Source organism: Streptomyces avidinii (assembly GCF_045161815.1).
In the GTDB taxonomy this organism is placed as follows: Bacteria; Actinomycetota; Actinomycetes; order Streptomycetales; family Streptomycetaceae; genus Streptomyces; species Streptomyces avidinii.
Genome location: NZ_CP108863.1, coordinates 7,215,210 through 7,238,058, shown reverse-complemented (window position 1 = coordinate 7,238,058; position 22,849 = coordinate 7,215,210). Strand labels below are relative to the sequence as shown.

Below are 22,849 nucleotides of genomic sequence, written 5' to 3'. Positions count from 1 at the left end.
GATTCTCGGTACAGACGCTTCGCGTCCTCGCGAGAGCCAGGTTCGACCTCCCGCAAACGCTTGCAAACAACAGCTCGGACAGCCACGCCGGCTATCGGCGCATCATGACCAAGCTGTTCAACGCCCAGGCCGTGAGCGCCTCGGTGCCGATGGTCGAGAAGGTCGTGGCGGAGGCGCTCGACGACGTCGAGCAGCGGCTCGCCGCCGACGGCGCGTGCGATCTGGCCACGACCATCGCGCGGGACGTCCCCTTCCGGGTGATGCTGCGGCTCCTCGGTCTGGAATCGGCCATCGACGTGGACATCGACACCCTGGCCCGCTGGAGCGACGCCTCCCTGGAACTGTTCTGGGGGCGGCCGCGCGGCGAGCGGGAGGTGGCGCTGGCCCGCGAGGCCGCCGCGTTCTACTCCTGGCTCACCGACCTGGTCTCGCAGCCGGCGCCCGAGACCGGCACGCTGCTCGGCGCGCTGGCCGCGCACCGGCTGCCGGACGGGGAGCCGCTGGGCGTGCCCCAGAAGGCGGCGGTGGTCTACTTCATGATCATCGCCGGTCAGATGACGACCACCCAGATGCTGAGCACCATGTACCGCAGGGCACTGCGGGAGCCCGGCCTGTGGCAGCAGTTCGCCGCCGAACCGGCGACCGTCGCGCCCTGGACCGAGGAGGTGCTGCGGCGGGATCCGCCGATCACCACCTGGCGCCGGGTCACCGGCCGGCCGATGACCCTGTCCGGCGTGGAGCTCCCGGCCGGAGCGCCGCTGCTGCTGATGCTGTCGTCCACCGGCTCGGACACCGAGGTCTTCGAGAATCCCGAACAGCTCTGCCCGTACCGGTCCAACGTGCGCAAGCACCTGTCCTTCGGCATCGGGCGGCACCGCTGTTCCGGGGCCGAACTGGCCCGGATGGAGGCCGATGTGGTGATGCGGATGACGGCCGCCCGCCTGCCGGACCTGCGGCTCTCGGACGGGACCTCGCCGCGGATGCTGGCCCTGCTCTCGTTCCGCGCCCCGCTGCAGGTTCTGGTGGAACGGGGCTGACCGGCCGTACGGGGCCGGCCGCCGCGGCGACGGGCCGGTGCGCCTTCACCGCACCTCCCGCATGCCGTGGCGGCCGTCCAGCAGGAGGCTCCGTACCCGCCCGTGGTCGATCTTCCCGCTGGAGGTGTGCGGCAGCTCCTCGGCCTCGAAGAGCCGCCGGGGGCACTTCTGCCGCGACACGTGGGCCGAGGCCCGCTCGCGTACCTCCGCGAGGCCCAGGCGGGCCCCCGGCCGCCACCTGACCACGGCGCACACCAGGTCGCCCCAGTGCTCGTCGGGCAGTCCGACGACGGCGGCCTCGGCGATCTCCTCCAGCCGGAGCAGGGCGGCGGCGACCTCCTCCGGGTACACGTTGAGCCCGCCGCTGATCAGCATCCCCTGCTTCCTGCCGACGAGGTGCAGATAGCCGCGCTCGTCGACGCGTCCGATGTCCCCGACGGTGAACCAGCCCTCGCCGTCCGGTGCTTCGACGTGGTCGGCGGACAGGTAGCGGGTGAAGAGCATGTCGCTGCGCACGTGGACCTGGCCCGGCTCGTTCACGCCGACCTCCTCCCCCGAGGGCGAGCGCAGCGAGAGCTCCACGCCGGCCACCGGCCTGCCGACCGACTCGCGCGGACCCTCGTCGTCGCCGTGGAGCACGGAGACGAGGCTGAGCTCCGTCGACCCGTAGAACTCCACGGCGTCGGCGTTCGGGAAGAGGTCCGCAGCCGTCGCACGGCTGGCAGGTGACCACTTCGCGCCGACCGACAGCAGGGAGCGCACACCCGGGAACCGGCGGCCCGGCTGCCGGCGCGCGTGTTCGAGCAGCGCCTGGAACATGGTCGGCACGAGGTAGAGCCGGGTGACGCCGTGCCGCTCGACGTGGTCGAGTGCGCGTCCCGCGTCGAAGGCGGGCATCAGGCGGACGGTCGCACCGGCGTGCAGTGCGTGCACGAGCCCGAAGAGGAAGTGCGAGTGCGCGAGCGAGCCGGGCAGCAGCACCGTGTCGCCGGTGCCGATCCCGAACTCGGCGGTGTAGCGGTCGAAGGTGCGCAGCCAGGAGCGGTGCGAGCGGACCACCCCCTTGGGCCGGCCGGTGCTCCCCGAGGTGAAGCCGACGTAGAACGGCGAGCCGTGCGGCACCTCGGCGAAATCCGGAAGGGGTTCGAGCTCCTGGCGCTCCCCCTGGTGCGGGCGCAGCCATGCTTCGAGGCCGCCTCCCGCCACCTCCACGAGGGCGGCCGGGGGCAGGAGCCGCGCGAGCGGCCCGTCGGCGCTCTCGCAGAACAGCCGGGCCGGGGGTGCGTCGCCAAGGACCGCGGCCAGTTCGGCGGCGCTCCACGCGGGATCGAGGACCATCACCGGGATACCGGCGACGGCGGCTCCCAGGAAGATACTCGGGAACTCCTCGCGGTTGCCCAGGAGTACGGCGACGCGTGTCCCGGGTCCGGGAGCGGGGCCGAACTCGGCGCGCAGGGCCCGGGCGACGGCGAGCGCGCCGCGCCGCAGCGCGCCGTAGCTCCACCGCCGCCCGGCCGCGTCGCCGATGGCGAGGGCGGCCCGGTCGGGTGACTTCGTGGCGTTCGAGAGGAACCCACCGGCGATCGTCATGACGGACTCCCTCACTCGGCCCGGGCCGTTCGCTCGTCCTGGGGCAACTGCCTTACCAGGGGCTGTGCTTGACCACCACGTCGATCGCCCGGTCGATCTCCGCCTCCGTCAGGTCGGCGCGGGAGGTGAGCCGGATGCGGGAGAACCGGTCGGGCACCGAGGGCGGGCGGAAGCACGCCACCTTGAGGCCGTCGTCCAGGCAGTCCTGCGCCCACTGCGCGGTCTGCGCCGCGGAGGGCCCGCGTACCGAGACCACCGCGGCCTGCGCCTCGGTCACCGGCAGTCCGGCGGCCGCCAGTCGTTCGGCGAGGGCCACCGCCACGGCGCGGGTCCGGGCCGGACGGTCCGGCTCGGCGCGCAGGACCCGCAGCGCCGCCAGGGCTCCGGCGGCGGAGGCGGGGGCGAGCCCGGTGTCGAACAGGAAACTCCGGGCCATGTTCATGACGTGGTCGATCACCCGGCGGGGGCCGATCACCGCGCCGCCCTGGGCGCCCAGGGACTTCGACAGGGTGATGGTGGTGACGACGTCGGGAAGGCCGGCCAGCCCGGCGGCGGCCACCGCGCCCTCGCCCCGCTCGCCGATGACGCCGAACCCGTGCGCGTCGTCGACGAGCAGGCCCGCGCCGTTGCGGCGGCAGACGTCGAGAACGGCCCCGAGGTCCACCAGGTCGCCGTCGACCGAGAACACCGACTCGGTCACGGCCACCGCGCGCTGCTGTTCCCGTGCGGCGAGCGCCCGTTCCAGTGCCTGCGGATCGGCGTGCTCGACGTCGACCACGTCCGCGCCCGACAGCCGGTAGCCGTCGATCAGGGAGGCGTGGTTGAACGCGTCGGAGGCGATCAGCGTGCCGGGGCGGGCCAGTACGGTCACCGCGCCGAGGTTGGCCAGGTAGCCGGAGGAGAAGACCAGTGCGGCCTCCGCCCCGCTGAACTCGGCCAGCTCGCGCTCCAGTTCGGCGTGCACCTCGGTGGTTCCGGTCGCCAGGCGGGAGCCGGTCGACCCCGCGCCCCAGGTCAGTGACGCGTCGGCCACCGACCGGACCACGTCGGGGTGGCGGGTGAGGCCGAGGTAGTCGTTGCCGCCGAAATCGATCACGTTCGGCCGGGGTCCGCGGACCTGGATCCGGCGGGTGAGGCCCGCCCGGTCGCGGCGCCGCGTACTGTCGTCGATCCATGCGAACACGTCGTGCGGATCGCTCTTTCGCTCTGCTGTCATCGCTTCGCTCCGAACCTATCCGGCGGGGCCGAGGACCAGGACGCCGTTGTGGCCGCCGAATCCGAAGGACTGGGTGAGGGCCGGCCCCGGCTGCCACGTGCGGCCTTCGCCGGTGACCACGTCCACGGCGAGCGCCGGGTCGACGGTGGTGAGACCGATGGTCGGCGGGATCCGCCCGTGGCGCATGGACAGCAGCACCGCGACGGCCTCCAGCGCACCGCCGGCGCCGAACGCGTGGCCGGTCGCCCCCTTGGTGGAGGTCACCGGCGGGCACTCTTCGAACACCGACAGGATGGCGTTGGTCTCCGCCTCGTCGTTGCGCAGGGTGCCCGTGCCGTGTGCGTTGATCTGCCGTACGTCCTGAGGGCGTACGCCCGCGTCCTCCAGGGCGAGGCGGATGCACCGGGCGGCGTCGCCGCCGCCGGGGGCGGGCATGGTGATGTCGTGGGCGTCGGCCGTGCTGGCCGAGCCGAGGACCTCGCCGTGGATGGTGGCGCCGCGGGCCACTGCCGTGTCCCAGTCCTCCAGCACGAGCACCGCGGCGCCCTCGGCGATGGCGAAGCCGTCGCGTTCCGCGTCGAACGGCCGGGTGCGGCCGGTGGAGGACAGGGCCCGCATGTTGGTGAACCCGGCCACGATGGTGGGCGTGACGGCGGCCTCGGTGCCCCCGGCGAGCATCCGGTCACAGGTGCCGTCGGCGATCATCCGTGCGGCGTGCCCGATGGCGTGGGTGGCCGCGGCGCACGCGGTCTCCAGGCTCTCGCACGGGCCCCGCCAGCCCTGGCGCATGGCCACCGTCGCCGCGGCGGCGTTGGCCATCATCATGGGCACGAGGAACGGGGAGACCCGCCGTCCGCCGCGTTCGTGGTGGATGACGCTCTGCCGTTCGAAGGTGCTGACGCCGGCGAGGGCCGTGGCGACGACGACGCCGCTGCGTTCGGCGTCGACCTCGGTGAGGCCCGCGTCGCGGTGGGCCATGTCGGCGGCCGCGACCGCGAACTGGGTGAACCGGTCGGTGTGCCGGGCCTCCCGGACCTCCATCCAGGGCGACGGATCCCAGTCCGTCAGTTCCCGGTGTCCGTCCGGCGGTGCCTGGAAGAGGCCTTCCCAGAAGGCTTCCGCCCCCGTGCCGCAGGCGCTCACGACACCGATTCCGGTGACGGCGACGCGGCGTCCCCCGTTGTCCTTGCCGTTCATCACGCGACCAGCGAGAGGATCAGTCGGTGCAGGTCGTCGACGGTCCGGATCTCCTCCACGGACTCGTCGGGCACCGAGATGCCGAACTCTTCCTCGATGGCCATGACCAGTTCCACCTGGATGAGACTGCTGGCGCCGAGGTCCTCGGTCAGGCTCGCGTCCGGGGTCACGGACTCGGGCTTGACCTGCAGGACGTCGACCGTGCAGGTGGTGAGGCGGTCAAAAACGTCGTCGTTAGCCACGGGTGGCCAACCTCCCCCAAAATAAGATGAATTGTATATTTTTCATACTGTTCCAGCTTCCGGGCGGCCGTGTCGGCGCTCGAAGGCCGGAAGTCTTCAAGGTCACACCTCGCGCACGGGCTCCGGCAGCGCGCCGGCGGGCGCGTGCCCGGCCCGGTCCTTGCGCGCCGCGCGGACCCTCGGCAGGACGACGAGGGCCAGAGCGATCAGCTCCAGGCATGCGCCCGCCCAGGCCAGGGCGGCCGGCGAGAGCCGGTCGAGCACGGCGCCGCCGACCGCGCCGCCCAGGGCCACGCCGAGGTACGACGCGGAACTGTTGACGGAGATGGCCACGCTCGGCGCCGTCGGTGCAAGGTCGAGCACGCGGTGGATGGCGGTGGGCGGTTCGGCCCAGTACACCGTGCCCCAGGCGACGGTCACGGCGAGGAACACCAGCCCCACGACCGTCGATCCGGAGGCGAACCAGCTCGCGAGCACGGCCAGCAGCACCATGGACACCACGACGCCCGACACCGCACCGGTGAAGGTGCGTTCCGCCCCGATGCGGTCGCTGAGCCGGCCGCCGACCGCATTGCCGAAGGCGCCCGCCACACCGAACACCAGCAGGACGATGCTCACCCGCGCGTCGTCCATGCCCGTCGTGGCCCGGGTGAAGGCGGCCAGGTAGGTGAAGACGGTGAAACAGCCCGCCACCGCGAACAGGTTGGCCAGGACGGACAGCAGCACCGGACGCTGCGCGCCGATCCGCAGCCGGTCGCGCATGCTGATCACCGGCGGCTGGGGCACGGCGGGCAGCACCAGGAACAGCCCGATGAACACGGGCACGGCCAGCACCACGACCAGCGCCAACGTGAGGCGCCAGCTGCCGAGTTGCCCGACCAGCGTACCTCCGGGGACCCCGAGCGCGGTGGCCACGGTGAGCCCGCCGATGATCAGGGAGACGGCCCGGCCCCGGTACCGCTCCCCCGCGAGCGCGGTCGCGGTGGCCGCCGCCGTGTTCATGTAGAGCGCGGCGCTGATCCCGGCCAGGATCCGGGCCGCCATCAGCACCCCGTAGGTCGGCGCGAGGGCGCCCAGCACGTTGGCGAGCAGGAAGGCCAGCATCGAGCCGCGCAGCATGACCCGCCGCGACAGGCCGGCGGTCAGGGTCATCAGGACCGGGGCACTGATCGCGTAGCTCAGGGCGAAGGCCGTGACGAGCTGTCCGGCCACCGGTTCGGACACGTCCAGTTCCCCGGCGATACGCGGAAGAATCCCACTGATGACAAAGCCGTCGGTGCCGACGGCAAAGGAGCCGATGGCGAGAAGCGCCAGAATCACCTTGTGGGGCATGACGCCTCCCGGGGACCCTGCGCGGGATCACGCATGTCAGGATCGTGAATTTTCCCAGCTCCCCTTTCAGGTCGAGCCGGTCTCGTGAACCGGCTTTACGAACGGGGTTGTTCGGATCAACGTACCAGCAATCAAGTCGCGACAATAACGGCATTAACGTGAGGGCGATCACCTTGATCAGTGGCCGAAAAGCACCGCTGTGCCGACGACTCGATCAAGAAGGGAAGCCGATTTCAAGTCAAACCCCATACCCCCGGAGTAGATGTGGCTTGAATGCATCGGGCCGGTCGTTATATTCGGACCGCTTTGTCGGTGCCTGATTCCGGCGAAGCGCCTTCAAGAGGACGAACCGTCAGGAGGATTCGGATCCCATGTCTTCAGCCATGCCGCCGCCCCTGGACCCCGAGCAACTCGTCGCCCTCGACCGGGCCCACGTATGGCACCCGTACGCCCCCATGCCCGGGCGCACCGACCCGGTGGTCGTCGAGTCCGCCTCGGGCGTCCGGCTGCGTCTGGCGCGGCCCGCGGAGGGGGCCGACGAGCTCATCGACGGCATGTCCTCGTGGTGGGCGGCCGTCCACGGCTACGGGCACCCGGTGCTGGACGAGGCCGTGCGCGACCAGCTCGGCAGGATGAGCCACGTGATGTTCGGCGGCATCACCCACGAGCCCGCCGTACGGCTGGCCGCGAAGCTCGTCGAGATCACCCCCGACCCGCTGCGGCACGTGTTCCTGTCCGACTCCGGATCGGTGTCCGTCGAGGTCGCGGTCAAGATGTGCCTGCAGTACTGGCGTTCCCTCGGCCGCCCGGCGAAGCGCCGGCTGCTGACCTGGCGGGGCGGCTACCACGGCGACACCTTCCAGACGATGGCCGTGTGCGACCCGGACGGCGGGATGCACAGCGCCTGGGCGGGCCTGCTGCCGGACCAGGTGTTCGCGGACCGCCCGCCGGCCGGCTTCGACGCCGGTGTGGACCAGGAGTACGCCGCTCACCTGGCAGATCTCCTGGAGCTGCACGCGCACGAGCTGGCCGCCGTGATCGTCGAGCCGGTGGTGCAGGGCACGGGCGGGATGCGCTTCCACTCCCCCGGCTACCTGCGGCTGCTGCGCGAGCTCGCCGACGCCCACGACGTGCTGCTCATCTTCGACGAGGTGGCGACCGGATTCGGCCGCACCGGCGAGCTGTTCGCCGCCGACCACGCCGGTGTCACCCCCGATGTGATGTGCCTGGGCAAGTCCCTGACCGGCGGGTACCTGTCCATGGCCGCCACGCTCTGCACCCCCCGGATCGCCGACGGCATCTCGCGCGGCGAGCTTCCCGTCCTCGCGCACGGGCCGACCTTCATGGGCAACCCGCTGGCCGCCGCCGTGGCCAACGCCTCCATCGAGCTGCTGGTCCGGGGCGACTGGCGCACACAGGTCAAGCGGATCGAGGCGGAGCTGCGGACGAATCTGGAGCCGGCCCGGACGCTGCCCGGCGTGGTCGATGTACGGGTGCTCGGCGCCATCGGCGTGGTCCAGCTCGACCACGACGTGGACGTGGCCGCCGCCTCCCGGGCCGCGATGCGCGCGGGCGTGTGGCTGCGCCCCTACCGCGACATGGTCTACTCCATGCCCCCGTTCATCACCGGTGACGAGGATCTGGCGCGGATCGCGGACGGCGTCCTGGCGGCCGTGGAGGCCGGCTGATGCCCCCTCAGTACTGAATGCGGCATTCCGTTCTGATGCCCCGCCAACTGACTCGAGTAACAACTCACCGCGTTACCGCAGGTCGCAAGTGGGTTGAGTCACACGGGGATGCATATTCGGCCCGGCATGGCTAGCATCGAACGTTGGAACGACCTTCTCGGACCGGCGCACCGACCACACGACCAGTCCGTGCGTCCGGGAAGATCCGAGCTGTGACAGACATTACGGGGGCTAGAAAATGTCAGTTTCATCCGCATAGCCATGCGCATCCGCCTGAGCATGCCGACGTGCGCTCAATTCAGCGCCATCGATTCACATCACCGATGAATCACCACCGATAGAAAAGTCGGTCAGCCGGATCACTGTGCCCAAAAGGCCGTTCCGGCCATCAAGGAGCTCGACCACATCGTGATAGACCTGCGGATCCTTCTCGTAGACAACTATGACTCCTACACGTGGAACCTCTTCCAGCTGATATGGAAGGTTGCAGGCGTGCCTCCCGTCGTCGTGCGGAACGACGAGGCGACGGCGGACGAACTGCTGAGACAGGACTTCACCCACGTCGTGATCTCGCCGGGCCCGGGCACCGCGGCCAGGGACGAGGACTTCGGGCTCTGCCGGGCCCTGCTGGAACAGGCGACCGTGCCCGTCCTCGGCGTCTGTCTCGGCCACCAGGGCCTGGCACTGGCCTTCGGGGGCGACGTCCGGCACGCGCCGGAGATCGTGCACGGGCAGACCAGCGCGATCACCCACACCGGGACCGGTGTCTTCGCCGGCATCCCGCAGGGCTTCCGGGCCGTGCGCTACCACTCCCTCGCCGTCACCGAACCGCTGCCGGCGGACCTCGTCGCGACGGCCTGGTCCGAGGGCGGTCTGCTGATGGGGCTTCAGCACCGCGAACGACCGCTGCACGGGGTGCAGTTCCATCCCGAGTCGGTGGACAGCGAGTACGGCGAGGAGATCATCGCCAACTTCCTCGGCATCGCGCCCGCGCTCCGCTGGAGCGAACTCGAGGTCGAGCTCGACACCGAGGGCCTGTTCCTGCGCGCCTTCGCCGAGAGCCCGTACAGCTTCTGGCTCGACAGCTCGCGCACGGCCTACGGGATGGGCCGCTACAGCTACCTCGGCGCCTGCGCCGGGGACGGCCTGGAGGTGCTGCGTGCCTACGCGGGCGCCGACGTCGTCGAACGCGAGACCCACGAGGCCATGGAACGCCTCTCCGGCACGGTCTTCGAGCACCTGCGGGCGGGGCTCGCGACCACCCCCGTGGCGGCCGGCGCCTCGCCCGTACCGTTCGCGGGCGGCTACCTCGGCTACCTCGGCTACGGCGTCAAGGGGAGCGTCGGCATCGGCCGTCCGGGCAGCGGCGAGCGGCCGGACGCGGAGCTGCTGCGCGTCGACCGCTTCGTGGCCTACGACCACGAGGCCGACCGGCGCTACCTGATCACGGTGGGGCTCTCCGCCGAGGAGCACGACGCCTGGTGCGAGGAGGTGCGCGCGCTCGCGCGGCGCCCCCTGGTGCCGCGGCCCCGGCGGGAGACCGCACCGGCCGTACTGGAGCCCGGCGTCGACCGGGAGACGTACCTGAAGCACTTCGAGACCGTGCAGCAGTGGCTCCGGGACGGCGACTCGTACGAGGCCTGCTACACGTACCAGATCAGCGGGACCAGCGAGGCCGACCCGCTGGAGACCTACCTGCGGCTGCGGGCGACCAATCCGGCCCCCTACGCCGCGTACGTGCGCCTCGGCGAGCGCTCGCTCCTGAGCTCCTCGCCGGAGCGGTTCATCACGGTGGCGGGCAACGGCGAGGTCGAGGCCAAGCCGATCAAGGGCACCGCCCCGCGGCACGCCGACCCGGTGGCCGACGAGGCCGCGCGCGCGGCGCTGGAGACGGACCGCAAGATCCGCAGCGAGAACCTGATGATCGCGGACCTGCTCCGCAACGACCTCGGCCAGGTCTGCGACACGGGCACGGTGCACGTGCCCAAACTGATGGCGGCCGAGTCCTACGCCACCGTGCACCAGCTCGTCACCACGGTGCGCGGACGGCTGCGCGCCGACCGCGGCGCGGTCGACTGCGTGGAGGCGCTCTTCCCCGGCGGTTCGATGACCGGCGCGCCGAAGAAGCGCACGGTGGAGCTGCTGGACGGACTGGAGCCGGAGGAGCGCGGGGTGTACTCCGGCAGCCTCGGGTTCTTCGGCTTCGACGGGGCGGCGGACCAGTCCATCGTCATCCGCACCATCGTCTGGGAGGGCAACCGCGTGCGCATCGGCGTGGGCGGGGCGCTCATCGTGCTCTCCGACGGCGAGGAGGAGTTCCAGGAGACGCGGCTCAAGGCCCGGGCGCTGCTGCGGGTCCTGGGCGTCGAGGAGCTGCACGAGGCCACATCGGGAACGGCTGCGAGGTACCAGGGATGAGCACGCTCGAATTCGAGACCGGTCCGGCGAAGCCGGAGGAGGCACCGGCCGTCGCCGAGGCGGTCACCGCCCTCCTGCGGGAGCTGCGCCAGGACGACACCCACACGATCCCCGGGCTGGACGGGGCCGTGGACGCGGCCGTCGCCGGCCGGGACGGCACCGGAGTGCTGGTCGCGCGGGACGGACAGGGGCGCGTGGTCGGCGTACTGGGGTACACGACCCAGACCGCCCTGCGGCTCGCCGCGCCGTACCGGCACGTCCAGGAGCTGTGGGTGGAGCCGGCGCTGCGGTCGCGGGGCGTCGCTGCCCTGCTGCTGGAGGCCCTCGACGGGCTGTGCGCCGCCGACGGCGTCCGGCGGGTCGAAGTCTGTCTGCCCGCGGAGGAGTTCCCCTCGTTCCCGCGGACCCGGGCGTTCTACGAGCGTTCCGGTTTCCGCGTCATCGGCCCGCGCGTGATCAAGGACCTGTCATGACGCTGCATGTGGTGATACCCGAGGCGTCCGAGGCGCTGCCGTTCACGGTCGAGCCGTCCGGTGCCCAGGTGGCCAGCAAGGAGATCCCGGAGCGGATCCACGAGATCCTGGCCGGTCTGCTCGACGGCGGCGCGGTCTCCGCCCCGCTCGGTGCGGACAGCCTCGCCCGCGCCGGGCGGCTGGTCGGGGCGGTGCACGACAAGGAGCTGCTGGACCACCTGCGCCACGGGGTGCCCGAGGGTGCGGAGTCGGTGCTCGACAGCGCCTTCTCGGCCCCCGGGCTGGAGCAGGAGACCCCGGTCACCCGCGGGGTGTGGCCCGCGGCGCTGGGGGCGGCGGCCGCGGCCGTCCGGGCGGCCGAGCTGACGGCCCGCCACGGGGAGAACAGCTACGCCCTGGTGCGGCCCCCGGGCCACCACGCGGGTCCCGGCTGGTACGGCGGCTACTGCTTCGTCAACAACGCCGTCGTCGCCGCGCGGACCCTCCAGGAGGAGGGCGTGACGCGGGTCGGCATCCTCGACGTCGACTACCACCTGGGCAACGGCACCCTCGCTCTCGTGCAGGGCGATCCCACCCTGCCGTTCGCCTCGGTGCACTCCAGCGATCCGAAGGACTTCCCGTACGCCTTCGAGCCGGGGCCGGGTCTCTTCGGTGTCCGGTCCGATCCGACCCAGGAGGGCTTCCTGGCACTCGTCGCGGACGCCCTGGCCCACCTGCGCCGCGAGGAGGCGGCGGCGCTGGTGGTCTCGGTCGGCTACGACGTCCTCGCGGGCGACCCGCACGGCTCCTGGACCCTGCCACCGGAGGTGTTCGGGCCCGTCGCCGCGCTCATCGCCGAGCAGCGGCTGCCCACCGTCTTCGTCCAGGAGGGCGGATACGGACTCCCGTCCCTGCGCGGCGCCGCACGCGCCCTGGCCCTGGAGGCCTCGTGATGACGAACGCGACTCCCGAAAGCCTGCTCCAGCCGTTCCGGGAGCGGCTGGAGGCACTGGACCAGCAGCTGGCCGAGCTGGTGGCGGCGCGCCTGGCGATCTGCTGCGAGGTGGCCGAGGTCAAGCGGGCCAACGGCATTCCGATGATGCAGCCGCACCGGGTCACCGCGGTCCGCGAGGCGTACGCGGCCCGCGGCGAAGGGCTGGACCTGTCACCCGATTTCATGCGCTCACTGGCGACCCTGCTCATCGACGAGGCGTGCCGCCTGGAGGACGAGATCATCGACGCTCCCGCGGCTGCCACCGCGGAGGCACTGCGATGACCCTGACCTTCACCACCCTCGGTCCCGAGGGAAGCTGCCACGAGAACGCCGTACAGCACTACTTCGGGTTCCAGGGCATCGAGAACGACGCGAAGATCGACCTCACCATCGACCTGCACGAGGGCCTCGAACGGGTGCGCCGCGGCGAGTCCGACTACCTCGTGCAGTGCAGCGCGCACCCCGAGGTGCACCTGCTCACCGAGCGGTACTTCAGCGAGGTCCACGTGGTGGACACCTTCGTGTATCCCACCAAGGAACTGGTGCTGCTCAGCCGCGCCGACGTGGAGCGGCCGAGGTCGCTGGGCCTGGTCCCGGCGACCGCCGGCTACGTGGACGTGTCGCAGTGGGAGGAGGTCGTTCCCGTGGCGTCCAAGCCCGTGGTGGGCGCCGGGCTGCTGGCCGGGGCCTACGAGTCCGGCCTGACGCACCTGGAGTACCTGGAGAAGTCGAACGGCACGCTGCGCCTGGACCGCTACATCGGCGCGGTGACCACCACCTGGGTCGTCTACGGACGCCGTCCGAGGTTCTCGGGCGAAGTGATCGGCACCAAGTGCCGCGAGTACCTGTTGGGAGAGGGCGCATGAGCGGGACCGAATCCCCGGCGCGGAAGATCCGCGTCTGTGACACCACGCTCCGCGACGGTGAGCAGACCTGCGGAGTGGCCTTCCAGGTCGAGGAGAAGGTGAAGATCGCCCGTCTCCTCGACGAGATGGGCGTCGACGTCATCGACGCCGGGTTCCCGGCGTCCTCGCAGGCCGACCAGGACGCCGTGCGCGGCATGGCCGAGCTGGGTCTGAACGCCCGTGTGGTGGCGTTCTGTCGGCCGAACCGCAGCGAGATCGATCTCGCCAGGGCGTGCGGCGCCGACTCCATCTACACCTTCGTACCGACCTCCGACGTGCACATGCGGGTCAAGTTCGGCGGTACGGACAGCGCGGTGCGCGACCGGCTCAAGCGGGAGATGGCCGACGGCATCGCCTATGCCAAGGGCCTCGGCATGTACGTCGGCTGCGGCTCCGAGGACGCCACCCGGACCTCGTACGACTACCTGGAGGAGGTCCTCGTACTCGCCCAGGAGAGCGGCGCGGACCTGGTCGGCGTGGCGGACACGGTCGGCTCCACGACCCCCGACGCCTTCCGCTCGCTCATCCAGCGGCTGCGCTCGCAGATCCACGTGACGCTCTCGCTGCACTGCCACAACGACTTCGGCCTGGCCACGGCCAACACGGTCGCGGGCATCCTGGGCGGCGCGGACGAGGTGCAGTGCACCATCAACGGCCTCGGCGAGCGGGCGGGCAATGCCTCCCTGGAGGAGGTGACGGTGGCCCTCACCCAGCTGTACGGGTTCGAGACCAATGTCGACCTGTCCCGCCTCAAGCCGATGTCGGAGATGATCGCCGGCCTGTCGGGCATCGAGGTCAGCCCGATGAAGCCGATCGTCGGCGGGAACGCCTTCTCGCACGAGTCCGGCCTGCACGTGTCCTCGGTGATGAAGGACTCCACCGCCTACGAGCCGCTGCGGCCCGAACTGGTGGGCCACACGCGGCGGATCGTCATGGGCAAGCACTCCGGCAAGGGGATCATCTCCCACGTGCTGGACGCCCACGGGCTCGCGTACGACGACGAGGTCCTCGGCGCGGTGCTCCGCGAGGTCAAGGAGGTCTCGGTGCTGTCGAAGTCCAGCGTCACCGAGGCGCAGGTCGTGGAGATCCACCGCAAGCGAACGGCCCTGGTGGTATGAGCACGGAGCAGGAACAGGCACAGGAGCAGGACACCTCCGCCTGGTTCGAGGACCAGGCGTTCTGGAACGACTTCTACCCGCACCTCTTCTCCCCGGAGCGTGCCGCGCAGGCGGTGCGCATCGTCGAGCGGTCCCCGCTGTTCCGCTTCCCGGCCGGTTCGCGTGTGCTCGATCTGTGCTGCGGGCCCGGCCTGTTCACCGTGCCGCTGGCCCGCGCGGGCCACGCGGTCACCGGGGTGGACCTCAGTGCCCCGATGCTCTCGCGCGCCCGGACGCACTGCCGGGAGGCGGGCGTCGAGGCCCGGTTCGTGGAGGCGGAGATGCTCGGCTTCGCCGAACCGGGTGCGTTCGACGCCGTCGTCAACATGTTCACCTCGTTCGGGTACTACGACCGGCACGAGGACAACGTCCAGGTCCTGCGCAACATCCACACCAGCCTCGCGCCGGGCGGCACCCTGCTGATCGACGTCGTCGGCAAGGAGATCCTCGCGCGGCTCGACGAGCGCGTGTCCCTGTCCGAGCGGGACGGGAAGGTCCTCGTGCAGCGCGACACCGTGCTCGACGACTGGACCCGGCTGCGCAGCGACTGGTACTCGATCGAGGGCTCCCGCGCGGCGACCGGTTCGATGACGCTGTTCCTGTACAGCGCCGGCGAGCTGCGGGACATGCTGGGCGCCGCCGGTTTCACCGACGTGCGGTTCCACGGGGACTACGACGGCGCGCCGTACGACCACCGGGCCGAGCGCCTGGTCGCGGTCGCCACGAAGGGCGTGGGCGTCCGTGGGAACTGAGGTCGCCGTCGTACGGTCGGCATCGGATGTCGACCGGGAGGAGTGGGACGCGCTCGTCCCCCGGGCGCAGGTGTACCTGTCCCACGACTGGCTGCGCGCGGTCGAGGAGTGCTTCGGCTTCGAGCTGGTCATGTTCCTGCTGCGGGACGGGGAGCGCACCGTGGCCGCGGTGCAGGGTCTGCTGGTCCGGGACCCGGACGCGTTCCCGTACCACGATCCGACGGGGGCGCTCTTCGGCGACTACGAGATCGACCACCTCACCCGCGCCCTGGCCCGCGACCGGTCGCCGCAGGAGTCCGCCGAGGCGGCGGCCCTGCTCACGGCCGTCGTGCGCACGGAGGCCGGCCACACGCGTGCGGCCGGCTATCCGGCGCTGGTGATGACCAGTCCCTACGGGTACGCGAGCGGTGTGCTCACCCTGCCGGGCATCGACCGGCGGGCGGCGATCGGCGAACTCCTCGCCGGGGTGGAGGAGTTCTGCCGGGACGAGGCGATCCCCTCGCAGTCCTTCCTGTGGGAGTCCGGCACCGACGGGGACCTGCACCGCGCCCTCGCCGACCACGGCTACCTGGAGTTCCTCTCCGACCTGGAGTACGACCTCGACACCGGGTCCTGCACCTCGCTGGATGAGTACCTGGGCACCCTGGAACGCAAGCGCCGCACCGTCGCGCGGGCCGAGATCCGCAAGTTCGCCGAGGGCGGGATGCGGGTCGAGCGGATCACGGACCCGGACCCGGCGGTGATCGCCCGTTGCGCCGAACTCTCCGAAGGACAGCAGAAGAAGTACGGACTGCCGGTCGACCGGACGGCGATGGAGCGGCTGTTCACCGCACTCCTCGGTGCCCCGCGACTGGCTCCCGCGCTGTACGTGGTGCGCCGCGAGGAGACGGAAGGGGCCGACTTCGGGGGCTTCCTGCTGTGCCTGGAGGCGGGCGGCGTCCTGCACCCCAAGTTCCTCGGCTTCGACGACGCCGCCGTCGGGGCCACGTACTCCTACTTCAACCTCGTCTTCTACCACCTCGTCGAACTGGCCGTCGGCGGTGGCTCCCACCGCATCGCCTACGGCATGGGTTCGGCCGACGCGAAGCGGCTGCGCGGCTGCCGGCCCTCCGCGGTGCGCGGCTGGATCCGGTTCTCCTCACCGGCGGCGCAGCGGCGGATCGAGCCGTACGTCGCCGTCTTCGACTGCCTCAAGAAACAGCTTCTCGGTAACCAGGATGGACGCGTTCTGCGATGACACTCGTACGACAGCTCTTCGAGCACAAACTCGGCCGTCCCGTCAGCACCGGCGAGGTCGTGGACCTGCCGTTCGACCTGTGCTGGGGCAGCGAGATGACCGTCAAGTGGGCCCTGGACATCCTTCGGGACTCCGGCTTCGACGACGCGTACATCGCCGCCGGCCTCGCCGCGCAGCGTGAGCGGACGGCCTTCGTCTTCGACCATGTCGTCCCCACCCACACCGCTTCGATGGCCTCGATCCTCGTCGAGCTGCGCCGGTTCGCCCGGAAGCACGGCATCAAGGTCTTCGACGTCGGCTACGACGGCGGCATCCAGCACAAGATCCTCATCGAGCAGGGGCTGATCCGCCCCGGCGACGTGGCGGTCGGTGCCGACTCGCACAGCTGCACCGCGGGCGCGATCGGCTCGCTCGCCACCGGCATCGGCTCCACCGACCTGGCCATGGCGCTGGTCCGGGGCAGCGTCTGGATGCGGGTGCCCGAGGCGACCCTGGTCCGCTTCCGCGGGAGCCTGCGCCCGCACGTGCAGGGCAAGGACGTGGCGCTGTACCTGTGCGGCCTGATCGGGGTGCACGGCGCGGTCTACCGCAGCCTTGAGTTCGGCGGTCCCGGCCTCGCCTCCCTGGCGATCACCGACCGGCTGTCGCTGAGCAACATGGCGGTGGAGATGGGCGCCAAGTACGGCCTGTTCCCCACCGACGGGGTGCTCGCCGACTACCTCGGCGACGAGGTCACCTACCCGACCTTCGCCATCGACGAGGACGACGCCGAGTACGTGGAGGTGATCGACGTCGACCTGGGCCTGATCGAGCCCACCGTCGCGCTGCCGTTCTCCCCCGACAACGCCGTCGGCACGCACCAGTTGCAGCACCTCCTGCGCCACTGGGACGAGTACGAGGGCCGCGCGGACCTGATGACCGGGGTGGCGCCGCTGGCCCGGCGCGCCGACGCGAACGGCGAGATCCCGGTCGACCAGGTCTTCATCGGCTCCTGCACCAACGGGCACCTGGAGGACCTGCGGGTCGTCGCGGACGTCCTGCGGGGCAAGCGCGTCAAGGAGGGGGTGCGGACCATCGTCATCCCGGCCTCCCAGAAGGCCTACCGGGCGGCGATGAAGGAGGGTCTCATCGACGTCCTGCTGGAGGCCGGCTGCTACGTGGAGTCCTCCAGCTGCGGGCCCTGCATCGGCATCAAGTCCGGTGTGCTCGGCAAGGGCGAGGTCGCGATCTTCACCTCCAACCGCAACTTCCGGGGTCGCTGCGGCGACGTGGACGCCAGTGTCGTCCTGGCCAGCCCCGCCATCGCGGCGCGGGCCGCGCTGACCGGCATGCTCGCCCCCATCGGCGACCGCGGCGACTACTACGCCGACGAGGACGCGGTGCGCGCCGGCATCGAGGAGCTGTTCGCGCTCCACGCGGCGCGCGAGGGCAGGGCGCCGGGGACCGGTGCGCAGGACGAAGCACCCGTGACGGCCCCGGACTCCGCCGCGGCGGCCGACGCCGGAAGCCTGGCCTGGGTCTTCGGCGACCACATCAACACCGATGTGATCCTGCCGGGCGTCTTCTGCCAGATCCCGGACCCGGCCGAGTACAAGAAGCACATCATGGCCCACGCGGGCAACCAGCCGTTCCTGGACCACTACGCGGGCACCGGGCACGATCTGAGCGGCTCGGTGATCGTGGGCGGGATGAACTTCGGCTGCGGCTCCTCCCGGGAGAACGCCCCGATGGGCATCAAGGCATCGGGCGCGCCGTTCGTCGTCGCGCACAGCTTCGCGCGGATCTTCTTCCGCAACGCCCTCAACATCGGCCTGCGGCTGGTCGAGGTCGGGGACTTCGCGTACGAGATCCGGGAGGGCGACCGGCTGGTCGTCGACGACGAGCGCGGCGAACTGGTCAACGTGACCCGGGGCACGTCCGCGCCCATCACCCCGCCCTCCGCGTTCGAGCGCGAGCTGCTGACCGCGGGCGGCCTCGTGGCGTACGCCGGTGAGCAGGTCCGGGCGGAGGCGTCGGCCGGATGAGTACCCTCGCGGTCATCCCGGGAGACGGCATCGGTCCCGAGGTCATGGCCGAGGTGCTGAAGGTGCACGCGGTGGTCGAGGACGCCTTCGGCACCGGGCTGAAGACCGAGGTGCTGCCCTACAGCGCCGACTGGTTCCTGGAGCACGGGGACGTCGAGATCGACATCCCCGCGATCGGCAGCGCCTACGGCGCGGTGCTGCTCGGCGCGCTCGGCGACCCCCGCATCCCGGACAACCGGCACGCGATCCAAATCATCGGCGGGCTGCGCCAGCAGCTCGAACTGAGCGTCAACCTGCGCCCGGTCCGGCTGCGCACCCTGGCCCACTGCCCCCTCAAGCACGTGCGCGAGGTGGGGGACGTGGACCTGGTGGTGGTGCGGGAGAACACGGAGGACGTGTACGTGGGGGTCGGCGGCACGGTCCGCGGCGGCCGCCCCGGCCATGTCGCCATGGAGGTCGGCGTCCACACCCGGTGGGCCGTGGACCGGGCCCTCACCGCCGCCTTCGAGCTCGCCCGCTCCCGCCCGCGCCACCGGCTCACCCTGGTGGACAAGAGCAACGCGATGCCGAGCGCCGGCCCGCTGTGGCAGAGCCGCTTCCGTGCCCTCGCCGCGTCCTACCCGGACGTGGAGTGCGACCACCTGTACGTCGACGCCGCCGCCATGGAACTGATCCGCAACCCGGCCCGGTTCGACGTGGTGGTGGCGAGCAACCTCTTCGGCGACATCCTCAGCGACGAGGCCTCCATGCTCGCGGGCGGGCTCGGGGTCGCGCCCTCGGCGAGCTACGACCCCGAGGACACCTCCTTCTTCGGCGTCTTCGAGGCGGTGCACGGCAGTGCGCCGGACATCGCCGGTACCGGCCGGGCCAACCCGCTGGCCTCGGTGATGAGTTACTCCCTGATGCTGGACCGGATGGGGCTGCGCGCGGCGCACCGTGCCGTGGAACGCGCCGTCGACGAGGTACTGCGCGGGGACCTGCTGACACCCGATCTGGGCGGCACCGCACGCACCGACGAGGTGGGCGACCTGATATGCCGGGCGATCGCCCGGCGCGACGAGGACCGATGATGAACGAACCAGCGAAGCTCATGTGGTGGCAGGGCAACATGGTCCCCGCCGGCCACACCGCGCTGACCCTCGCCAACCACAGCCTCCACTACGGACTCTGTGTCTTCGAGGGCATCTCCGCCTTCCCCTCCGGGGACGAGGGCCACCACATCTTCCGGCTCCAGGAGCACATGACCCGGTTCGCCGAGTCCTGCCGCCTGGTGGGGACCTCGCTCGCGCAGTCCCCCGCCGAGCTCGCCGCCGCCTGCCACGAGACGCTGACCGCCAATGGTCTGCGCCGGGCCTACCTGCGTCCCCTCGCCTTCCTCGGCGACGGGGTGCTCGGCCTGGCCGCGCCCGGCGCGCAGGCCCAGGTGGCCGTCCTGGCCTTCGACGTCTCGGGCTTCGACGCGGTGATCCGCGCGCAGCGGCCCCGGCTCGCCCTGTCCGAGGTCGCCCGGCTGAGCCCGCACGCCTACCCGACCAAGGCCAAGGCGTCGGCCGGCTACCTCAACTCCAGGATCGCCTGGCTGGACGCCCGGGAGCGCGGCTGCGACGACGCGCTGATGCTGGACGACACCGGGGCCGTCGCCGAGTGCACCGTGCAGAACGTCTTCGGGGTGCGCGGCCGTACCCTCCTGGTGCCCGACTCGCCCGCCGCACTGGACGGGATCACCCTGGACTCGGTCATCGAGCTGGCCGGCGACCTCGGGTACGCGGTGGACCGCGGCCCGCTGGCGCCGGCGGACCTGCTGGCCTGCGAGGCGCTGTGCGTGGCGAGCACCGCCGGTGGCGTCCGCCCCGTACAGAGCGTGGACGCGGCCGTGTTCGACACGGACAACCCCGTGGTGGCCGACATCGTGCGGGCCTACCGGCAGGCCGAGCTGGGGCTGCTGCCCGGCTATGCGAAGTGGGTGTCGGCCGGATGAGCGAGGCCCTCGTCGTCGATCTGTACGCCGCCCTCCCCGGGGAGGCGCGCGGGCGGATCGACGCGCTCGGCCGGGAGCACTGGCGCCGGGCGCACGCCGGGGTGCCGCGTCTCGCGGACTCCTGGTGCCCGACCCGGCCGCTGATGCTGGGCGCCGAGGCCTACGAGCTGGTGGGCGCGGTCGCGGACCGCGCGGCGGGGCTGGTGCTCGACGCGTGCCTGCGCCGGGTGACGACGGCCGGTGAGCTGCTGGCCGCCCTCTCCATGCCGCGGGAGCAGTTCCCGCTGCTGGATCCGGCGGAGCCGCTGGGCCCGCACCTGCTGACGTCCCTGCGCGCCGACGTGATGGTCGAGCGCGGCGTGCCCAAGGTCGTCGAGCTCAACATCGACGGGGCGATCGGCGGGGCCATCGAGGCCGACCTGATCGCCGCGCAGTTCCAGGAGGTCTACGCCGGGCCCGCCGGGGCCGGTGCGCAGGAACCCGTGGGCCCGTTGCGGACCCCGCCGTCCGCGGTCGACGCGTTCTTCGCCGAGCTGGTCTCCTTCCTCGGTCTGGCCGACGGCAGCACGCTCGTCGTCCCCGTCTTCCGCGAGGACGGCCTCGACCACCTGGCCGATCCGGACGACTTCATCTCCTTCCTGGCCCCCATGGCCGAACGGGGCAAGGCGCACGGCATCACCGTGGTCGGGTATCCGCTCGACCGGCTGACCCTCGACGACCGGCAGCGGCTGCGTGCCGGCGAGCAGGTCGCGCACGGGGTGTTCCGGCTCTTCCTGCCCGTCGAGCAGGCGGGCCCGGGGCTCGACGCCCTGGTCGGTGCCCTGCTGGCCGGCACGGCCCGGATGTACACCCCGGAAGCGACCAGCCCCGTCAGCGACAAGCGGGCGCTGGCCTGGCTCTGGGAGGACCTGGAGCTGCTGGACCCGGCCGACCGGGACTTCGTACGCCGCCACGTGCCGCACACCACGATGGCTCGGGCCGGGGCGCTCGGCGAGGACCGGACCTCCCTGGTGCTCAAACCCGGGGACGGCTACGGCGGCGCCGGAGTGACCATGGGCCGCTCGGTGACCGAGGAGGAGTGGCGGGAGCTGCTGCTGCGGGCCGCCGATCAGGGCGACCACATCCTCCAGCGCGTGGTGGACGCCGACCTCGTCACCCTGGAGTTCGCGCACGAGACGACCGGCGAGATCCGCAGCGCCGCCGTGCCCTGCGTGCTGGGTCCGATGATGTACGGCCGTGCGCTGTCGGGCGTCTATGTCCGGCACGCCACGCCCAGGCCCGGCGAACTCATCAACACGCACCAGGGCGCTGCCTCCAACAGCGTGCTGATCGTGGAGAGTCCGACGGTCCGGCAGTGAGCGTCGACGGCACCCGGGCCCCCACGCTGCGCGACCCGCTGCGGCAGCGGAACTTCCGCTGCCTGGCGGGCGGGCGCATGGCCACGTACTTCGCCAATGCCATGGCGCCGATCGTGCTCTCGTTCGCGGTGCTCGACCTGACCGGCTCGCTGATCGACCTGGGGATCGTGGTCGGGGCGCGGTCGGTGGCCAATGTGGCGCTGCTGCTGTTCGGCGGCGTGATCGCCGACCGGCTGCCGCGCCGGCTGGTGCTCCAGGGGTCGAGCGTGGCCGCCGGGCTGGCCCAGGCGGTGATCGCGGCGAGCGTGCTGCTGGGCTTCGCCTCCATCCCGGTGCTGGTCGTCATCAGCGTCATCAACGGCATGGTGTCGGCGGTCTCGCTGCCCGCGGCCGCCGCCCTCGTACCGCAGACCGTACCGGCCGGCATGATCCGGCCCGCGAACGCGCTCGTCCGGATGGCCGTCAACGCGGGCATGGTCCTCGGCGCCTCGACCGGCGGGATCGTCGTCGGCTTCGCGGGACCGGGCTGGGGCATCGCCGTCAACGCGGCGGTCTTCCTCCTCGCGGGGCTCAGCTTCGCCGGGCTGCGGGTGGCGAAGACCCCGTCGGCGGCGGACGGACCGGCCCGGCCGCTGGCCGAACTGCGCGAGGGCTGGTCGGAGTTCACCTCCCGGTCCTGGGTGTGGGTGGTGGTGCTCCAGTTCCTGGTCATCAACGCGGTGGTCGCCGGCGGACTGCAGGTCCTCGGGCCCACCATCGCCGACCAGTCCTTCGGCCGGACCACCTGGGGGCTGCTGCTCGCCGCGCAGACGGCGGGCGCCTTCGCGGGCGGCATCATCGCGGCCCGCACCCAGCCCCGGCACGCCCTGCGGATCGGAGCGGCCGTCGGCGCGTTCGAGGCGGTGCCGCTGCTCGCCCTCGCGACCACCTCGCACACGGCGCTGCTGCTGGCCGCGATGTTCATCAACGGTGTGGCGCTCGAACAACTCGCCGTCGCCTGGGACGTGTCCCTGCAGGAGAACATTCCTCCCGAGCGACTCGCCCGCGTGTACTCCTACGACGCGCTCGGCTCGTTCGTGGCCATCCCGATCGGCGAGGTGGCGGCCGGCCCGATCGCGCTCCACGTGGGCATCGACACCACGCTGGTGGCAGGCGCCGTCCTGGTCGTCACGGCCACGGGCCTCGCGCTGTGCAGCGCCGGCGTGCGCGGCCTGACCGTCAGACCCTCCGCACCTCGGCTGCAGGCCGGGGACGCGGCCGCATGACCACCAT

General features: G+C 71.7%; 20 protein-coding genes. 15 read left to right on the top strand and 5 right to left on the bottom strand.

Annotated elements, in window-relative coordinates; translation table 11 throughout:
- The first annotated feature begins 104 nt into the window (after positions 1-104).
- The gene (locus OG373_RS32700) at positions 105-1,037 is read left to right on the top strand and encodes a cytochrome P450 (RefSeq protein WP_405442018.1); all 933 of its coding nucleotides are present in this window, start codon (positions 105-107) and stop codon (positions 1,035-1,037) included.
- Positions 1,038-1,082: 45 nt separating this feature from the next.
- Here OG373_RS32700 and OG373_RS32695 read toward each other — a convergent pair whose 3' ends face one another.
- The 5 genes from OG373_RS32695 to OG373_RS32675 all read right to left on the bottom strand — a co-directional run bounded on the left by OG373_RS32695 (position 1,083) and on the right by OG373_RS32675 (position 6,614).
- Positions 1,083-2,627, bottom strand: a complete 1,545-nt coding sequence (locus tag OG373_RS32695) for an AMP-binding protein (RefSeq protein WP_405442017.1) — start codon at positions 2,625-2,627, stop codon at positions 1,083-1,085.
- 52 nt (positions 2,628-2,679) lie between these two features.
- A complete protein-coding gene (locus OG373_RS32690) occupies positions 2,680-3,843 on the bottom strand; it encodes an 8-amino-7-oxononanoate synthase (protein ID WP_405442015.1) in 1,164 nt (387 codons plus the stop codon).
- A gap of 15 nt (positions 3,844-3,858) precedes the next feature.
- Positions 3,859-5,040 (bottom strand): beta-ketoacyl-[acyl-carrier-protein] synthase family protein, encoded by a 1,182-nt coding sequence (locus OG373_RS32685; protein ID WP_405442014.1) that lies wholly within the window; start codon positions 5,038-5,040, stop codon positions 3,859-3,861.
- A complete protein-coding gene (gene acpP, locus OG373_RS32680) occupies positions 5,040-5,282 on the bottom strand; it encodes an acyl carrier protein (RefSeq protein ID WP_030388248.1) in 243 nt (80 codons plus the stop codon). The genes OG373_RS32685 and acpP overlap by 1 nt, the downstream gene beginning before the upstream one ends.
- 102 nt (positions 5,283-5,384) lie before the next feature.
- Entirely contained in the window at positions 5,385-6,614 is a 1,230-nt protein-coding gene (locus OG373_RS32675; RefSeq protein ID WP_405442012.1) for an MFS transporter, read from the bottom strand.
- A 383-nt stretch (positions 6,615-6,997) separates the two neighbouring features.
- Here OG373_RS32675 and OG373_RS32670 point away from each other — a divergent pair, with 383 nt between their 5' ends.
- The 14 genes from OG373_RS32670 (at position 6,998) to OG373_RS32605 (ending at position 22,842) form a co-directional block, all read left to right on the top strand.
- A complete protein-coding gene (locus OG373_RS32670) occupies positions 6,998-8,302 on the top strand; it encodes an adenosylmethionine--8-amino-7-oxononanoate transaminase (RefSeq protein ID WP_405444282.1) in 1,305 nt (434 codons plus the stop codon).
- A 408-nt stretch (positions 8,303-8,710) separates the two neighbouring features.
- Complete coding sequence (pabB, locus tag OG373_RS32665; protein ID WP_405442011.1) at positions 8,711-10,720, top strand: aminodeoxychorismate synthase component I; 2,010 nt, start codon at positions 8,711-8,713, stop codon at positions 10,718-10,720.
- Complete coding sequence (locus OG373_RS32660; protein WP_405442010.1) at positions 10,717-11,193, top strand: GNAT family N-acetyltransferase; 477 nt, start codon at positions 10,717-10,719, stop codon at positions 11,191-11,193. The genes pabB and OG373_RS32660 overlap by 4 nt, the downstream gene beginning before the upstream one ends.
- The gene (locus OG373_RS32655; protein ID WP_405442009.1) at positions 11,190-12,125 is read left to right on the top strand and encodes a hypothetical protein; all 936 of its coding nucleotides are present in this window, start codon (positions 11,190-11,192) and stop codon (positions 12,123-12,125) included. The genes OG373_RS32660 and OG373_RS32655 overlap by 4 nt, the downstream gene beginning before the upstream one ends.
- Complete coding sequence (locus OG373_RS32650; RefSeq protein ID WP_405442008.1) at positions 12,125-12,448, top strand: chorismate mutase; 324 nt, start codon at positions 12,125-12,127, stop codon at positions 12,446-12,448. The genes OG373_RS32655 and OG373_RS32650 overlap by 1 nt, the downstream gene beginning before the upstream one ends.
- Complete coding sequence (locus OG373_RS32645) at positions 12,445-13,032, top strand: hypothetical protein (RefSeq protein WP_405442006.1); 588 nt, start codon at positions 12,445-12,447, stop codon at positions 13,030-13,032. The genes OG373_RS32650 and OG373_RS32645 overlap by 4 nt, the downstream gene beginning before the upstream one ends.
- Positions 13,029-14,189, top strand: coding sequence for a LeuA family protein (locus tag OG373_RS32640; protein WP_405442005.1), 1,161 nt, complete (start codon positions 13,029-13,031; stop codon positions 14,187-14,189). The genes OG373_RS32645 and OG373_RS32640 overlap by 4 nt, the downstream gene beginning before the upstream one ends.
- Positions 14,186-14,980 carry a class I SAM-dependent methyltransferase gene (locus OG373_RS32635; RefSeq protein ID WP_405442003.1) on the top strand — a complete coding sequence of 265 codons (795 nt, stop codon included), beginning with the start codon at positions 14,186-14,188 and terminating at the stop codon, positions 14,978-14,980. The genes OG373_RS32640 and OG373_RS32635 overlap by 4 nt, the downstream gene beginning before the upstream one ends.
- Complete coding sequence (locus OG373_RS32630; RefSeq protein WP_405442001.1) at positions 14,970-16,217, top strand: GNAT family N-acetyltransferase; 1,248 nt, start codon at positions 14,970-14,972, stop codon at positions 16,215-16,217. Before OG373_RS32635 ends, OG373_RS32630 begins: the two co-directional genes overlap by 11 nt.
- Positions 16,214-18,241: an aconitase family protein gene (locus OG373_RS32625; RefSeq protein WP_405442000.1), complete on the top strand. Its 2,028-nt coding sequence runs from the start codon at positions 16,214-16,216 to the stop codon at positions 18,239-18,241. The genes OG373_RS32630 and OG373_RS32625 overlap by 4 nt, the downstream gene beginning before the upstream one ends.
- Positions 18,238-19,311 carry an isocitrate/isopropylmalate dehydrogenase family protein gene (locus OG373_RS32620; RefSeq protein ID WP_405441999.1) on the top strand — a complete coding sequence of 358 codons (1,074 nt, stop codon included), beginning with the start codon at positions 18,238-18,240 and terminating at the stop codon, positions 19,309-19,311. Before OG373_RS32625 ends, OG373_RS32620 begins: the two co-directional genes overlap by 4 nt.
- Positions 19,311-20,219 (top strand): aminotransferase class IV, encoded by a 909-nt coding sequence (locus OG373_RS32615; protein WP_405441997.1) that lies wholly within the window; start codon positions 19,311-19,313, stop codon positions 20,217-20,219. The genes OG373_RS32620 and OG373_RS32615 overlap by 1 nt, the downstream gene beginning before the upstream one ends.
- Positions 20,216-21,577, top strand: a complete 1,362-nt coding sequence (locus OG373_RS32610; RefSeq protein ID WP_405441996.1) for a hypothetical protein — start codon at positions 20,216-20,218, stop codon at positions 21,575-21,577. Before OG373_RS32615 ends, OG373_RS32610 begins: the two co-directional genes overlap by 4 nt.
- Positions 21,574-22,842, top strand: a complete 1,269-nt coding sequence (locus tag OG373_RS32605) for an MFS transporter (protein ID WP_405441994.1) — start codon at positions 21,574-21,576, stop codon at positions 22,840-22,842. Before OG373_RS32610 ends, OG373_RS32605 begins: the two co-directional genes overlap by 4 nt.
- Positions 22,843-22,849 lie beyond the last annotated feature (7 nt).